The following is a 14,694-nucleotide window of genomic DNA, read 5'->3' as shown; positions in this document are numbered from 1 at the left end:
AAAAAACGTTACCTTTGCAACATTATATATTTGTATATTATGAGCAAAAAAAAGATAGAAACCTTCGAAGTGGACGACATGAACCTGGTCCCCGAACTGCTCGACGGCAAACACCACGTGATTCCCATCGTCACCGGCGGTGACGAGCCCGTGGAGGAGGTCGAGGTCCCCGAGATCATACCCATCCTCACGCTGCGCTCCTCGGTGCTTTTCCCGGGAGCGATAACCCCCATCACGGTGGGCCGCGACAAGAGCATCAACCTCGTGCGCGCCGTGAATGCCGAGGGCGGCATCCTGGGTGCCGTGCTGCAACGCGAAAGCGATGTCGAGGACCCCGCGCCGGACGACATGTACAAGGTCGGCACCGCGGCGCGGATCATCAAGATACTGGAGATGCCCAACGGCAACCTGACGGTGATCCTGAACGGTCTGGAGAAGATCGAGATCACGGAGTACATCACCACCGAGCCCTATTTCAAGGCCCGGGTGACGGCCCTGCGCGACTCGACCCCCGATCTGAAGAGCATCGAGTTCGAGGCCCTCGTGGATTCGATCCGCGACGTGGCGCTGAACATCATCAACGTCTCGCCGTCGATGCCCAAGGAGGCGGCCTTCGCCATCAAGAACATCGACTCGAAGCGCGGCATCATCAACTTCATCTGCTCCAACATGGAGCTTACGGACGAAGACCGCCAGTCGCTGCTGGAGGCCCCCGGCCTGCTGGCCCGCGCCCGCAAGCTGCTGGAGATACTCATCCGCGAACAGCAGCTGGCCGAGCTGAAGAGCCAGATTCAGGAGCGCGTCAAGCAGGAGATCGACAAGCAGCAGCGCGACTACTACCTGCAACAGCAGATGCGCACCATTCAGGACGAGCTGGGCGACGGCGCCGACGCCGACATCGAGAAGATGCGCGAGGCGGCCAAGAAGAAGAACTGGCCCAAGGAGGTGGGCGAAACCTTCGAGAAAGAGTTGCAGAAGGTCGAGCGGCTGAACCCCGCCGTGGCCGAATACTCGGTGCAGATGACCTACCTGCAACTGTTGCTGGAGCTGCCGTGGAACGACGTGACGAAGGACAATCTCGACCTGACCTGCGCCCGCGAACAGCTCGACCGCGACCACTTCGGTCTCGACGAAGTGAAGGAACGCATCCTGGAACACCTGGCGGTCATCAAACTCAAGGGCGACCTCAAATCCCCGATCCTCTGCCTCTACGGCCCTCCGGGCGTGGGCAAGACCTCGCTGGGCAAGTCGGTCGCCGCGGCGCTGGGCCGCAAGTTCGGCCGCATCTCGCTGGGCGGACTGCACGACGAGTCGGAGATCCGCGGACACCGCCGCACCTACATCGGCGCCATGCCGGGCCGGATCATCCAGACCATCAAACGGTGCGGATCGTCCAACCCCGTGATTATTCTCGACGAGGTGGACAAGGTGACGGTCTCGAACCACGGCGACCCGTCGAGCGCCCTGCTGGAGGTCCTCGACCCGGAGCAGAACACCACCTTCCACGACAACTACATCGACATGGAATACGACCTGTCGAAGGTGCTGTTCATCGCTACGGCCAACAACATCGCCAACATCGCCCCGGCGCTGCGCGACCGCATGGAGATGATCAACATCCCCGGCTACCTCGTGGAGGAGAAGGTGCGCATCGCGCTGGATCACCTGCTGCCCAAGCAGCGCGAGGCCCACGGCATCAAGGAGCCGGAGATGACGATGTCGGCGGAGACCGTCGAGGGGATCGTTTCGGGCTATACGCGCGAGGCGGGCGTCCGCTCGCTGGACAAGAATCTGGCGAAGATCGCCCGAGCCCGCGCCAAGCAGATCGCCTTCGACGAGGCTTTCGCGCCCGAGGTTTCGGCCCGGGAGGTCGAGAAGATCCTCGGCATGCCCAAATTCCTCCGCGAGGAGTACGAGGTGGGCGGCATGACGGGCGTCGTGACGGGCCTCGCATGGACCGAGGTCGGCGGCGACATCCTCTACATCGAATCGGTGCTGACGCCCGGCAAGGGCAAGGTGAGCCTCACGGGCAACCTGGGCGAGGTGATGAAGGAGTCGGCCACGATCGCCCACGAGTGGGTGATGGCCCACCACAAGGAGCTGGGCATCGACCCGGAGATGTTCGAGAAGAACGACATCAATATCCACGTGCCGGAGGGCGCGATCCCGAAGGACGGTCCTTCGGCCGGCATCACGATGGTCACCTCGATCGTCTCGACCTACACGGGCCGCAAGGTGAAGGAGCGCATCGCCATGACGGGCGAGACGACCCTCCGCGGACGGGTGATGCCCGTGGGCGGCGTGAAGGAGAAGATTCTGGCCGCCAAGCGCGCCGGCATCACCGAGCTGATCCTCTCGGAGGAGAACCGCAAGGACATCGCCGAGATCAAGGCCGATTATATCGCCGGGCTGACGTTCCACTACGTGAAGACCAACGACGAGGTGCTGAAACTGGCTTTGGAGTAGATGAATGTCGAGGAGTTCCGGACCTACTGCCTCTCGTTCGCAGGGACGCACGACGATTTCCCGTTCGGCAAATCGTCGTCGGATTACGACCGGGACATACTCGTCTTTTACGTGCTGGACAAGTGGTTCTGCTTCGTGAACGCCGTGGCGTGGGATTTCTGCAACCTGCGGTGCGCTCCCGAGCGGATTCCGGAACTGCGGGAGCGTTACGAGGGCATCGGCCCGGGCTGGCACATGAACAAAAAACATTGGATCAGCGTCCGCTTCGACAGCGACGTGCCCGGAGAGCTCCTGAAGGAGCTGGTCCGGCAGTCGTATGAACTGGCGACGGCGCATCTGACGAAAAAGCAGCGGGCCGAACTGGCCGAAAAAGATAAGCAGCTATGAAATTCATTGCGATCATTCCCGCGCGCTACGCTTCGACGCGCTTTCCCGGCAAGCCGCTGGCCCTGCTGGGCGGGAAACCCGTCATCCGGCGGGTCTACGAGCAGGTCGCCGGCGTGCTGGACGACGCCGTGGTGGCCACCGACGACGAGCGCATCTACGACGCCGTGCAGGCTTTCGGAGGGCGGGTCGAGATGACCTCCCCGGACCACCGGAGCGGCACCGACCGCTGCCGGGAAGCCTATGACCGGCTGGGCGCGGAGTACGACGTGGTGGTCAACGTGCAGGGCGACGAACCTTTTATCCGGCCCTCGCAGCTGGAGGCCGTGAAGCGGTGTTTCGACGACCCCGCGACCGACATCGCCACGCTCGTGAAACCTTTCACGGAGGCCGACGGACTCGCCGCCCTCGAAAATCCCAACTCCCCCAAGGTGGTCCTCGACGCACAGTCGCGGGCCGTCTATTTTTCCCGCTCGGTGATCCCCTATCTGCGGGGCGTTCCGCGCGAGGAGTGGCTTGCGCGCCACACCTTTTATAAACATATCGGGCTCTACGCCTTCCGCACCGACGTGCTGCGCGCGGTGACGGACCTGCCGCAGTCGGCGCTCGAAAAGGCCGAATCGCTCGAACAGCTGCGCTGGCTGGAGAACGGATACAAGATCGGCGTGGGGATTTCGGAGGTCGAGACCGTCGGTATCGACACCCCCGAAGACCTGGAGAAAGCAGAACGCTTTTTGCAATTAAAAATGAATAATTAGGTGTGTGGACTCGGGTTTCACATCCTGCCATTGTCTTTAACCTCCGCCTTAATGAGCGAGGTCATTGCGAGGAGCGAAGCGACGTGGCAATCTGTGGAGAAGCGTTGCGACGTTACGGATTCGTAAGTGGATTGCAACAGCCTCTGACGAGGCTTCGCAGTGACAAAATATTATGCATGGAATTAAAAATTGGGAGTTCGGCAAATTCTTAATTCTTAATTCTTAATTTTTAATTAAATTTTATGGCAATAAAATTCATCGCGGGCCCGTGCGTGATCGAGTCTGCCGAATTGCTGGACACCGTGGCCGAACGGCTGACGTCCATCAACCGGACGCTCGGCACCGACATCATCTTCAAGGCGTCGTTCGACAAGGCCAACCGCACGTCGATCGCGTCGTTCCGCGGCCCGGGGCTCGAAAAAGGGTTGCAGATGCTTGCCGACGTGCGGGCCAAATGGGGGCTGAAAATCCTCACGGACATCCACGAACCGGCGCAGGCCGCGCCCGTGGGCGAGGTGGCCGACGTGATCCAGATTCCGGCTTTCCTCTGCCGCCAGACCGATCTGGTAGTCGCCGCGGCGAAGACCGGACGGACGGTGAACATCAAGAAGGCCCAGTTCCTCTCGGGCCCCGACATGCAATATCCCTACGAAAAGGCCCGCGAGGCCGGAGCCTCCGACATCTGGCTGACCGAGCGCGGCAATTCGTTCGGTTACAACAATCTGGTCGTCGATTTCCGCAACATCCCCGACATGCTGAAGATCGCCCCCACGGTCGTCATGGACTGTACCCATTCGGTGCAGCGTCCCGGCGCGGCGGGCGGCAAGACGGGCGGCAACCGGGAGTTCGTGCCCGCTATGGCCCTTGCGGCCAAGGCGTTCGGGGCCAACGGCTTCTTCTTCGAGGTGCATCCCGATCCCGACAAGGGGCTGAGCGACGCCGCGAACATGCTGCGGCTCGATGATTTGGAAGCGTTAATTAAATCCCTGCTGTAAATGACCGATACGACAAAGGCGCAGATTCTCGCGGTGGCCCGCAAGGCGGTCCATACGGAGATGCTGACGCTCAAACATCTGGAAGAGACTTTGGGCGACGAGTTCGCCGCGGCCGTGGAGATGATTCTCGGAAGCCGCGGTAAGTGTATCATCACGGGCATGGGCAAGTCGGGCCTCGTGGGGCGCAAGATCGCCGCGACGCTTGCCTCGACCGGCACCCCGAGTTTCTTCCTCCACCCCGGGGAGGCTTTCCACGGCGACCTGGGCATGATCTCGAAAGAGGACATCGTGGTGGCGCTCTCCTATTCGGGCGAGACGGACGAGATTCTGAAAATCGTTCCCTTCATCCACTCCAACGGCAACCGGCTCATTTCAATGACCGGCAATCCCGAGTCGGCGCTGGCCCGGAATTCCGACGTGCATCTGGATGTCGGGGTCCGCGAGGAGGCTTGCATTCTGCACCTCGCGCCCACTTCGTCAACCACGGCGCAGATCGCTATGGGCGATGCGCTGGCCGTGTCGCTGATGCAGATGCGGGGTTTCACGAGCGTCGATTTCGCGCGCCTGCATCCGGGCGGAAGCCTCGGACGGCGCCTGCTGATGACCGTGGGCAACGTCATGCGCGACCACGACCTGCCGGTGGTGGCTCCCGACTGCCCGGCGACGGAGATGATCCACGCCATTTCGAAAGGCGGGCTGGGGCTGATCGTGATCTGCGACGGCGACCGCATCGAGGGCATCGTCACTGACGGCGACGTGCGCCGTGCGATGGAGCGCCTGCGCGGGGAGTTCTTCAACATCAAAGCCGCAGACATCGCCACGCGCAATCCCAAGACCATCGCGCCGGACGAGAAGCTGATCGAGGCCGAGAAGATGATGACCCGCAACAAGGTCACCTCGCTGCTCGTGACGGACGATGCGGGCAAACTCTCGGGCGTGATTCAGATTTACGACATCAAACTGTAACATCTTTATGTTCATCGTCCGACTCACCTACAAGAAGCCGCTTGCCGAGGTGGAGCGGCACCTCGCGGCGCATCGTGAATACCTCGACCGGCACTATGCCGACGGGGCGTTCCTTTGCTCGGGGCCGCAGAATCCCCGCTCGGGAGGCATCATCCTCTGCCGTGCCGCGGACCGCGCGGCCGTCGAGGCCCTGACGTGCGACGATCCGTTCCGCATCCACGGCGTCGCCGACTACGAGATCGTCGAGTTTTCGCCGACGAAACACCTGCCCGGATTCGAGGCGTTTCTGTAAAACGAAAGGAGGTTTTGAAAAACCTCCTTTTTTATTTCCGGATGTAGTGCGGCATCTCGGCGGGTATCTCCATCGAGATTTCCACCAGCCCGCGGACTTCGCCGCGCTCTTTCCAGGCCGTCTGGTAGATCATCTTGCGCGTGCCCTGCTTCTCGATCGTGTAGGCGTTCGTGCCTCCCGTGGCGAGCATCCGGCGGATCATCCCGCGCGAACGTTCGTTGTGGCAGTCAAAGAGATTCCGGCCGATCAGGTCGCCGTGTTTGGCGAAAGCGGCCCGCGCCTTTTCGTTCATGTAGAGGATCGTGCCCTCGGTGTCGCATACCGTGACGGCGCAGCCGGCCTCCTCGGCCCAGGGGTAGGGGTTTTCCATGACTATTGCTGGATTTTCACTAACTGTTCGCGGTAGGCGTTCAGGATGCGCGACTTGGAGATGAACCCGAGGTAGCGCCCCTGCTTGTCCACGACGGGCAGCATCCACGTGTGCTTGTCCTCGAATTTCTCCATGACGCTCAGGATCGTTTCGTGCTCGATGATCCTGTCCGGGGGCGGGATCATGTAGTCCGAGATCGGACGGCCGTAGCGTTCGTGCTTGAACATGTCTTCGCGCAGGTCGTCGAGCTGGACCACGCCGATCAGCCGTCCGAAATTGTCGATCACGGGGAAGATGTTGCGGCGCGCCGTCGAAATGATGTGAACGATGTCCCCGAGGGTCATGTTCTCCTTGATGCGCAGGAAATCGGTCTCCATCAGCTCCTCCAGCTTCAGGAAGACGAACACCGACTGGTCCTTGTCGTGGGTCAGCAGTTCGCCGTTCAGACGCAGCTGTTTGGTGTAGATCGAGTCGGGGTCGAGGTAGTAGCCCACGGCGAACGAGATGCAGGCCGTGGTCATCAGCGGGATGAAGAGTCCGTAGCCGTTCGAGAGTTCGGCGATGAGGAATATCGATGTGAGCGGGGCCTTCATCACCCCCGACATGACGCCCGCCATGCCCACCAGCGTGAACGAGACGATCGAGACCTCCCAGCCGAACAGCGTGTTGCAGACGAGCGCCAGCGAAGCGCCCGTGAACGCCCCGACGAAAAGCGACGGGGCGAAGGTTCCGCCCACGCCGCCCGCGGCGTTGGTCGAGGCCATGGCGATGACCTTGAAGAACATCGTGGCGATGACGAAGAGGATGACCACCCAGTCGATGTCGCGGAAGCGGTAGAAGAGCGAGTTGTTGAACAGCTCCTGCGCGTTGCCGTGCATGAGCGAGGTGAAGCCCTCGTAGCCCTCGCCGTACAGCGGCGGGAAGATGAAGATCAGGACGCCGAGGACCACGCCGCCCCAGATCCACTTCTTGTACTGCTTGTCGATGCCCTTGAAGAAGTTCCCGACGCGGGAGTTCATCGAGGTGAAATACCACGACATCAGTCCGCTCAGCACGCCCAGCAGGATGAAAAGCGGTATCTGCCACAGTTCGAACGCATCTTCGGGGGCCAGCGTGATGGCCAGAATCGGGTCGAAGCCGCGCAGCATGAAGGCCATCGTCGTGGCGGTGATCGAGGCGATCAGCAGCGGGATGACCGAGCCGGCGGTGATGTCGAGCATCAGGATCTCCAGCACGAAGACCACGCCCGTGATCGGGGCCTTGAAGATCGCCGCCAGGGCGGCTCCGGCGCCGCAGCACAGCAGCAGCGTCGTGTGTTTGTAGTTGAGGCGCGCCAGCCGTCCGATGTTCGACCCGATGGCGGCCCCCGTCAGCACGATCGGGGCCTCGGGACCCACCGAACCGCCGAATCCGATGGTCGTGGCGCCGCCCACGACCGAGGTCCAGCAGTTGTGGCCGGCGATGCGCGAGTTGCGGCGCGACATGGCGTACAGCACGCGCGTCACGCCCTCGGAGATGTTGTCGCGGACGATGTATTTGACGAAGAGCGTCGCCAGAATGATGCCCACGGCGGGGTAGATCAGCAGCAGGAAATGGGCGCTGTCCACCGGGAACCAGCTGATGAGCCCCTGTTTGATGAAGTGGAGCAGGATTTCGAACAGATAGGTCCCCAGCCCCGCGAGCACGCCGACCACCACGGCCAGAAGCATCATGATCTGGCTGTTCGACAGCCTCCGGGTCAGCCGGAGGAATTCGAGGTAGATGCGGTCGGCGCGGAAAGACATGCGGCGCAATTAAGGATTGAGAACTAAAAATTAAGAATTTCCATTGAGGTCCGGGGCGTGCGGCAAAACGGACGGAATGGGGATCTTTAATTTTTAACTGTATTCGCAAAGTGTTCGGCCTGGCCGGCGATCAGCTCCTTGTCGTCGAAGTAGTCGATCTTCATGGCGGCGCGGACTTCGGCGAGGGTTGCGGCGGCCGTTGCGCGGGCCTTCTCCGAGCCTTTGCGCAGGATTTCGTACACCTCGCCGATGCGGCCCTCGTAGTAGCGGCGGCGTTCGCGGATCGGATCGAGCGTTTCGTTGAGCACGGCGATCAGCAGCTTTTTCACCTTCACGTCGCCCAGTCCGCCGCGGCGGTAGTGCGCTTTCAACTCCTCCAAAGAGGAGTATTCGGGCAGGTATTTCGCAAAATGTTCGGGACGGCTGAAGGCGTCGAGGTAGGTGAAGACCGTGTTGCCCTCGATCTTGCCCGGGTCCTCCACGCGCAGGTGGTCGGGATCGGTGTACATGCCCATCACCTTCTTTTTCACCTCGTCGGCCGTGTCCGACAGATAGATGCAGTTGTTGAGCGACTTGGACATCTTGGCCTTGCCGTCGGTGCCCGGCAGACGCAGGCAGGCGGCGTTGTCGGGCAGCAGGATTTCGGGTTCGACGAGCGTTTCGCCGTAGACCGCGTTGAACTTGTGGACGATCTCGCGCGTTTGCTCGATCATCGGCTCCTGATCCTCGCCGACGGGGACGGTCGTGGCCTTGAAGGCCGTGATGTCCGACGCCTGCGAGATGGGGTAGGTGAAGAATCCGACGGGGATGCCCTGACGCTGCGCGGTGTCGCCCTCGGCGGTGCCCTCGGCGAATCCGCGCAGGGCGATTTCGGCCTTCACGGTCGGGTTGCGCTGCAAACGCTGCACGGTCACCAGGTTCATGTAGTAGAACGCCAGCTCGCACAGTTCGGGGACCTGCGACTGGATGAAGAGCGTCGATTGTGCGGGGTCGAGGCCCACCGAGAGGTAGTCCAGCGCGACTTCGATGATGTTCTGACGCACCTTTTCCGGATTGTCGGCGTTGTCGGTGAGCGCCTGCGCGTCGGCGATCATGATGAATATCTTGTCGAATTCTCCCGAGTTTTGCAGTTCGACGCGGCGGCGCAGCGAACCTACGAAGTGACCCAGATGAAGGCGGCCCGTGGGACGGTCGCCGGTGAGGATGATTTTTGCCATATTTTTAGAGAAAATACATTTTGCGGGCGAAGATACGAAAAAGAACTGACGACGCCAAAACCGAATTGCATCCGGTGCGGCAAAACTTTCCGACTTCCTAAAAGGGAAGTTACGACCCCGAAGATACGAAAAACTATGCGGCAATGCGAAAAAGTTGTCCGGTATAGATTTTTTTTATATATTCGCAGAGTGAAATAGACTTCTGCTATGACGATAATCCAACTCGAATATCTGTTGGCCGTGGCCAACTGCGGCAGTTTCTCGCTGGCCGCCGAACATTGCTTCGTGACGCAGCCTTCGCTGAGCATGCAGGTCAAGTCGCTCGAAGAGGAGCTGGGCGTGGTGCTGCTCGACCGCTCGAAAAAGCCCGTCATCCCCACCGAGGCGGGCGAAGTGGTGCTGGAGCAGGCGCGCGAGACGATCAAGGCTTACAATTACATCCGGGAGGCCGTCGCGGAGCTGAAGGGCGAGACGGCGGGCAAATTGCGGCTGGGGGTCATCCCGACCATCGCGCCCTACCTGCTGCACAAGTTCATCCCGGCGTTCGTGCGCGATTATCCGAAGGTGGAGCTGGAGATCTCCGAGATGATCACGTCGGACATCGTCGATGCGTTGAAGCGCGACCGCATCGACGCGGCGCTGGTGGCCAGCGGCACCTGCGGGGAGGGCATCCTCGAGCAGGAGCTTTTCAACGACCGTTTCTACGCCTACGTGTCGCCCGAGAATCCGCTCTATGAACGGCAGAACATCCGCATCGAGGACATCGACCTGAAGGACCTCGTGATCCTGAGCCCCGGCAACTGCATGCGCGACCAGATCATCGAGCTGTGCCAGGCGCGCCGCAACATGCCCTCGCGTTATTCGTTCGAATCGGGGTCGCTGGACACGCTGATGCGCATCGTGGACTGCACGTCGTGTCTGACGATCATTCCCGAGATGGCCCTCGAATACATCCCTGCGGACCGCCGCGACCGGCTGAAAACCCTCGCCAAGGGGGCTACGTCGCGTAAGATCGCCGTCGCCGTGCGCCGCACCTACGTCAAGAATTCGATCATCCGGGCCCTGACCGAAACCATTCTGGCCAATGTCCCGGGGGCGAAGTCATAGCCTCCGCAACCGATAACAACGCGCCCGGCAGAAAAACTGCCGGGCGCGTTGTTTCAGGCCGCGTTTATTCGGAAATCTCCGCTTTTTTCGCTGCGCCTTTCCATCCGGCGGAGATGTATTGTCCGTTGGAAAGCTCTGCGGCGGGCGGACCGGCGAGTGCCCGGATAGGACGATAAAAACGAAACTGCCGACAAAAAGAGCGAAATAATGAATACCCCTCCGGGCAATATGCCGCACGGCGCGCGATTTTTGGGCGGTTGCTTTCAAATCTCATTCTCTTTTCGTACCTTTGCGAGGTTATAGACTCCTATTGCATATTTATGGATAAACTGATCGAAACGATCGTCAGCGCGATTGAAGATAAAAAAGGTAAGAATATTGTATCGTTGGACCTCTCGGGATTCGACGGGGCGATCTGTTCGCATTTCATCGTCTGCAACGCGGACTCCACGACGCAGGTGTGCGCCATCGCCGACGGAATCGAGGAACGGGTGCTCGAGAAGCTGGGCGAGAAGGTCTGGCGCGTCGAAGGCCAGCAGAACGGCGTATGGGTCGCCATGGACTATGTGGATGTCGTGGTCCACATTTTCCAGACCGAACTGCGCGGTTTCTACAAGCTCGAGGAGCTGTGGGCCGACGCGCCGATGGTGAAGTACGAATACGAAGAGTAGAAAGGCATTATGACACAGAAACGCAAGAACAACAATAAAATGAATATGAACATGCCGCGGCCCTCGATGCTGTGGATCTACGGCCTGATCGGCGCGTTCATCATCGGCTGGTACGTCTTCGGCGATGTCAACGACACGCCCCTGCCCAGCGACTGGACCACCGTCCGGGAGATGGTCGAGAAGGGCGACGTGGAGAAGATTCAGGTCGTCAACCGCGACCAGGCGCAGGTGTTCCTGAAAAAGGACGCCGCCGAAAAATACCGCAGCGACTCGACGGACAAACGATTCCGCCGCCTGCCCGATACGGGCGTGCAGCTGATCTTCACCATCGGGTCGGTCGATTCGTTTCGCGAGGATCTGAAGGCCGCCGAGGAGACCTCGGGGCAGACGGTCCCGGTGATCTATGAGAACAAGGCCAACGACTGGACCAGCATTTTGATCAACCTGCTGCCGTGGGTGGTCATCATCGGGGCGTGGTTCTTCGTCATGCGCTCCATGTCGCGCGGCGCCGGCGCCGGAGGCGGCGGGGGCATTATGAACGTGGGCAAGGCCAAGGCGCAGGTCTTCGACAAGGACAATGCCAAGCGCGTGACATTCAAGGACGTGGCGGGTCTGGAAGAGGCCAAGGTCGAGATCATGGAGATCGTGGACTTCCTCAAAAAGGCCGACAAATACAAGGAGCTGGGCGCCAAGATTCCGAAGGGCGCGCTGCTGGTAGGCCCTCCGGGAACCGGCAAGACCCTGCTGGCCAAGGCCGTCGCGGGCGAGGCCAACGTGCCGTTCCTCTCGATTTCGGGTTCGGATTTCGTGGAGATGTTCGTCGGCGTGGGCGCCTCGCGTGTCCGCGACCTCTTCGAGCAGGCCAAGCAGAAGGCCCCGTGCATCGTCTTCATCGACGAGATCGACGCCATCGGCCGGGCCCGCGGCAAGAACGCCGGATTCTCGGGCAACGACGAGCGTGAAAATACGCTGAACCAGCTGCTGACGGAGATGGACGGTTTCCAGACCAATACGGGGGTGATCGTCCTCGCGGCCACGAACCGCGCCGACATCCTCGACAAGGCGCTGATGCGCGCCGGGCGTTTCGACCGTCAGATCGAAGTGGGGCTGCCCGACGTGAAGGAGCGCGAGGAGATTTTCAACGTTCACCTGCGTCCGCTGAAGCTCGATCCGCAGCTCGACCGTTCGTTCCTGGCGCGTCAGACGCCGGGTTTCTCGGGCGCCGACATCGCCAACGTCTGCAACGAGGCTGCGCTGATCGCCGCCCGCCACAACAAGAAATTCATCTCGAAAGAGGATTTCCTCGCCGCCATCGACCGGATCGTGGGCGGTCTGGAGCGCAAGAACAAGATCATCACCGACGAGGAGAAGCGCGTGATCGCCTTCCACGAGGCCGGACACGCCACGGTGAGCTGGATTCTCGAAAACGCCAGCCCGCTGATCAAGGTGACGATCATCCCGCGCGGCAAGGCGCTGGGCGCCGCCTGGTATCTGCCCGAGGAGCGCCAGATCACCACGCGCGAGCAGATGATGGACGAACTGGCCGCCACGCTTGGCGGCCGCGTGTCGGAGCAGCTGACCTTCGGGCAGGTTTCGACGGGCGCCCTGAACGATCTGGAGCGCGTCACCAAGCAGGCTTACGCTATGGTGGCCTATTACGGCATGAGCGAGAACGTCGGCACGCTCTCCTATTACGATTCCACGGGCCAGAGCGACATGGCTTTCACCAAGCCTTATTCGGAGCAGACGGCCCAGCAGATCGACACCGAGGCCAAACGGGTGATCGAGCAAGCCTATAAGATGGCCGAGCAGGTGTTGCGCGAGCACGCCGACGGCCTGAAAGAGCTGGCCGAGCTGCTGCTCTCCCGCGAGGTGGTCTTCACCGAGGATGTCGAGCGCATCTTCGGCAAGCGCAAGAAGGACATCGAGCGCGAGCGCAAGGAGGCCGAGGCGAAAGCCAAGGCCGGGGGCGGCACTCCCGCCGGGGAGGAACCCGGGGCCGGGACGCAGGCTGCCGCGGTCGCCGGCCCTGAGGCTGGGCCCGACAAACCCGAAGCGGCTCCCGCAGCCCCGTCCGTCGCCGCACCCGAAGCCGAATAACCCCGTCGAACCCTCTACAACCCTTGAAAACAGATGAGTGAAAAAATGAAGAACCTCCGGGTGCGCACGCTGAGCGGGGCAGTCCTCGCGGCGGTGGTGCTCGGGGCCGTAATCTGGTCGCAGTGGAGCTTCGGCCTGCTGCTGATGGCGTTGCTCGTGGTCGGCATGTCGGAGTTCTACACGCTGGCCGAGAAGCAGGGCAGCCATCCCCAGCGGATCGTGGGACTGGTGGCCGGGGCGGTGTTGTTCGCCCTCAATTTCGCCTTTGTCTCGGACGACATCGAGATACTCGGAAGCGCCCGGCAGGCTTTTGCCTGCGGACTGGCTTTCCTGCTGCTGTCGCTGCCCGCCATGTTCATCTGCGAACTCTACCGCCGGCAGGGGAATCCCGCCGCCGATATCGGCACGACCCTGATGGGCGTGGTCTACGTGGCCCTGCCGTTTTCGGTGATGTGCTATATCCCGATGATCGGCAGCGATGTCTGGAACCCTTGGGTGATGCTTTTCTACATCTTCATCATCTGGTGCAACGACGTTTTCGCCTATCTGGTGGGCATGTCGGTCGGCCGTCACCGGTTGTTCGAACGCCTCTCGCCCAAAAAGTCGTGGGAGGGATTCTTCGGCGGCGTCGCCGGGGCCGTCGTCATGGGACTGGTCGCAGCCCGGGTGCTGGACGGCGGCTACGTGGCGTGGGCCGGGCTGGCGCTGGTCGCGGCAGTTTCGGGCGTGCTGGGCGACCTGGTGGAGTCGATGTTCAAGCGCGCCGCGGACGTGAAGGATTCCGGGGCGCTGATCCCCGGCCACGGCGGAGTGCTGGACCGTTTCGACGCCATGCTGCTGTCGGCGCCGTTCGTCTTCGTCTATATGCTTTTTGTGATGTAACTGCAAACCTTAACGTTTATGAGAATCAATAAGGAAGGATATAAGATCATCGGCGTTTCGGGAGTTATCTGCCTGCTCCTGTGGTGGCTGTTCTATCATCTGCTGGTCCACGACGCGAACATCTCGCTGCTGTGGTTCAGCGCCGTCGTGCTGTTGCTGTTCTGGTTCTTCATCGTGGCGTTCTTCCGCGAGCCCCGCCGGGTGCGCATCCACGATGCCGACCTGGTCTTCGCCCCCTGCGACGGCCGCGTGGTCGTGACGGAGGTCGTGTCGGAGAACGAATACCTCAAAGAGGAGATGTTGCAGATCTCGATCTTCATGTCCATCACCAACGTCCACATGAACTGGGTTCCCGTGGGCGGCGAGGTGGAGTATTTCAAATACCATCCGGGGCGTTTCCTGGTGGCGTGGCACCCCAAGTCCTCGACCGAGAACGAACGCACGACCACCGTGGTGCGGATGCCCTCGGGCCAAAAGGTGCTCTTCCGCCAGATCGCGGGGCTGATCGCCCGGCGCATCATCTCGTACATGACCGTCGGCCATCAGGTCGAGCAAAACAGCGTCTGCGGATTCATCAAATTCGGGTCGCGCGTCGATGTGCTCGTGCCGAAGGACAGCGAACTGCTGGTGGAGATCGGCGATCCCACCGTGGGGTCGCAGACCCCGATCGCCCGGCTGCGCAAGAACATAGAAAACGCATAG

At 61.2% G+C, this 14,694-nt stretch carries 14 protein-coding genes; 11 read left to right on the top strand and 3 right to left on the bottom strand.

The features are described from left to right. Positions 1–39: 39 nt before the first annotated feature. From lon to NQ519_RS02195, 6 genes are all read left to right on the top strand, one after another. Entirely contained in the window at positions 40–2,466 is a 2,427-nt protein-coding gene (gene lon, locus NQ519_RS02220; RefSeq protein WP_019149694.1) for an endopeptidase La, read from the top strand. Then, a complete protein-coding gene (locus NQ519_RS02215) occupies positions 2,467–2,853 on the top strand; it encodes an MmcQ/YjbR family DNA-binding protein (protein WP_019149695.1) in 387 nt (128 codons plus the stop codon). It begins immediately after the preceding gene. After that, positions 2,850–3,608 (top strand): 3-deoxy-manno-octulosonate cytidylyltransferase, encoded by a 759-nt coding sequence (kdsB, locus tag NQ519_RS02210; protein WP_019149696.1) that lies wholly within the window; start codon positions 2,850–2,852, stop codon positions 3,606–3,608. Before NQ519_RS02215 ends, kdsB begins: the two co-directional genes overlap by 4 nt. Positions 3,609–3,850: 242 nt before the next feature. Continuing rightward, on the top strand, positions 3,851–4,603 hold the full coding sequence (kdsA, locus tag NQ519_RS02205; RefSeq protein ID WP_019149697.1) for a 3-deoxy-8-phosphooctulonate synthase: 753 nt from the start codon (positions 3,851–3,853) through the stop codon (positions 4,601–4,603). Next, positions 4,604–5,569 (top strand): KpsF/GutQ family sugar-phosphate isomerase, encoded by a 966-nt coding sequence (locus NQ519_RS02200; RefSeq protein ID WP_019149698.1) that lies wholly within the window; start codon positions 4,604–4,606, stop codon positions 5,567–5,569. Positions 5,570–5,576: 7 nt separating this feature from the next. Then, a complete protein-coding gene (locus tag NQ519_RS02195; RefSeq protein ID WP_019149699.1) occupies positions 5,577–5,861 on the top strand; it encodes a YciI family protein in 285 nt (94 codons plus the stop codon). A 31-nt stretch (positions 5,862–5,892) separates the two neighbouring features. Here the strand turns inward: NQ519_RS02195 and NQ519_RS02190 are convergent, their stop codons facing one another. From NQ519_RS02190 to trpS, 3 genes are all read right to left on the bottom strand, one after another. Continuing rightward, on the bottom strand, positions 5,893–6,231 hold the full coding sequence (locus tag NQ519_RS02190; RefSeq protein ID WP_019149700.1) for a PAS domain-containing protein: 339 nt from the start codon (positions 6,229–6,231) through the stop codon (positions 5,893–5,895). 2 nt (positions 6,232–6,233) lie between these two features. Next, positions 6,234–8,015 (bottom strand): chloride channel protein, encoded by a 1,782-nt coding sequence (locus NQ519_RS02185; RefSeq protein ID WP_019149701.1) that lies wholly within the window; start codon positions 8,013–8,015, stop codon positions 6,234–6,236. Between the two features lie 86 nt (positions 8,016–8,101). Next, on the bottom strand, positions 8,102–9,232 hold the full coding sequence (gene trpS / locus NQ519_RS02180; protein WP_019149702.1) for a tryptophan--tRNA ligase: 1,131 nt from the start codon (positions 9,230–9,232) through the stop codon (positions 8,102–8,104). A gap of 207 nt (positions 9,233–9,439) precedes the next feature. On the opposite strand from trpS, the gene NQ519_RS02175 reads away from it, so the two are divergent. The 5 genes from NQ519_RS02175 (at position 9,440) to NQ519_RS02155 (ending at position 14,694) form a co-directional block, all read left to right on the top strand. Further along, on the top strand, positions 9,440–10,339 hold the full coding sequence (locus NQ519_RS02175; protein WP_019149703.1) for a hydrogen peroxide-inducible genes activator: 900 nt from the start codon (positions 9,440–9,442) through the stop codon (positions 10,337–10,339). 320 nt (positions 10,340–10,659) lie between these two features. Beyond that, positions 10,660–11,010: a ribosome silencing factor gene (gene rsfS / locus NQ519_RS02170; RefSeq protein ID WP_019149704.1), complete on the top strand. Its 351-nt coding sequence runs from the start codon at positions 10,660–10,662 to the stop codon at positions 11,008–11,010. 9 nt (positions 11,011–11,019) lie between these two features. After that, positions 11,020–13,110: an ATP-dependent zinc metalloprotease FtsH gene (gene ftsH / locus NQ519_RS02165; protein WP_019149705.1), complete on the top strand. Its 2,091-nt coding sequence runs from the start codon at positions 11,020–11,022 to the stop codon at positions 13,108–13,110. Positions 13,111–13,143: 33 nt separating this feature from the next. After that, complete coding sequence (locus NQ519_RS02160; RefSeq protein ID WP_026076324.1) at positions 13,144–13,992, top strand: phosphatidate cytidylyltransferase; 849 nt, start codon at positions 13,144–13,146, stop codon at positions 13,990–13,992. Between the two features lie 18 nt (positions 13,993–14,010). Beyond that, on the top strand, positions 14,011–14,694 hold the full coding sequence (locus NQ519_RS02155; RefSeq protein WP_019149707.1) for a phosphatidylserine decarboxylase family protein: 684 nt from the start codon (positions 14,011–14,013) through the stop codon (positions 14,692–14,694).

The sequence above is a fragment of the Alistipes senegalensis JC50 genome (assembly GCF_025145645.1).
Classification (GTDB): Bacteria; Bacteroidota; Bacteroidia; order Bacteroidales; family Rikenellaceae; genus Alistipes; species Alistipes senegalensis.
The sequence above is the reverse complement of the archived record's forward strand: the minus strand, read 5'-3'. Positions and strand labels throughout refer to the sequence as shown.

Excerpts from the sequence above, each read along its gene's own strand:
- lon (WP_019149694.1), top strand. The coding sequence starts at position 40 with ATGAGCAAAAAAAAGATAGAAACCTTCGAAGTGGACGACATGAACCTG.
- NQ519_RS02215 (WP_019149695.1), top strand. The coding sequence starts at position 2,467 with ATGAATGTCGAGGAGTTCCGGACCTACTGCCTCTCGTTCGCAGGGACG.
- kdsB (WP_019149696.1), top strand. The coding sequence starts at position 2,850 with ATGAAATTCATTGCGATCATTCCCGCGCGCTACGCTTCGACGCGCTTT.
- kdsA (WP_019149697.1), top strand. The coding sequence starts at position 3,851 with ATGGCAATAAAATTCATCGCGGGCCCGTGCGTGATCGAGTCTGCCGAA.
- NQ519_RS02200 (WP_019149698.1), top strand. The coding sequence starts at position 4,604 with ATGACCGATACGACAAAGGCGCAGATTCTCGCGGTGGCCCGCAAGGCG.
- NQ519_RS02195 (WP_019149699.1), top strand. The coding sequence starts at position 5,577 with ATGTTCATCGTCCGACTCACCTACAAGAAGCCGCTTGCCGAGGTGGAG.
- NQ519_RS02190 (WP_019149700.1), bottom strand. The coding sequence starts at position 6,231 with ATGGAAAACCCCTACCCCTGGGCCGAGGAGGCCGGCTGCGCCGTCACG.
- NQ519_RS02185 (WP_019149701.1), bottom strand. The coding sequence starts at position 8,015 with ATGTCTTTCCGCGCCGACCGCATCTACCTCGAATTCCTCCGGCTGACC.
- trpS (WP_019149702.1), bottom strand. The coding sequence starts at position 9,232 with ATGGCAAAAATCATCCTCACCGGCGACCGTCCCACGGGCCGCCTTCAT.
- NQ519_RS02175 (WP_019149703.1), top strand. The coding sequence starts at position 9,440 with ATGACGATAATCCAACTCGAATATCTGTTGGCCGTGGCCAACTGCGGC.
- rsfS (WP_019149704.1), top strand. The coding sequence starts at position 10,660 with ATGGATAAACTGATCGAAACGATCGTCAGCGCGATTGAAGATAAAAAA.
- ftsH (WP_019149705.1), top strand. The coding sequence starts at position 11,020 with ATGACACAGAAACGCAAGAACAACAATAAAATGAATATGAACATGCCG.
- NQ519_RS02160 (WP_026076324.1), top strand. The coding sequence starts at position 13,144 with ATGAGTGAAAAAATGAAGAACCTCCGGGTGCGCACGCTGAGCGGGGCA.
- NQ519_RS02155 (WP_019149707.1), top strand. The coding sequence starts at position 14,011 with ATGAGAATCAATAAGGAAGGATATAAGATCATCGGCGTTTCGGGAGTT.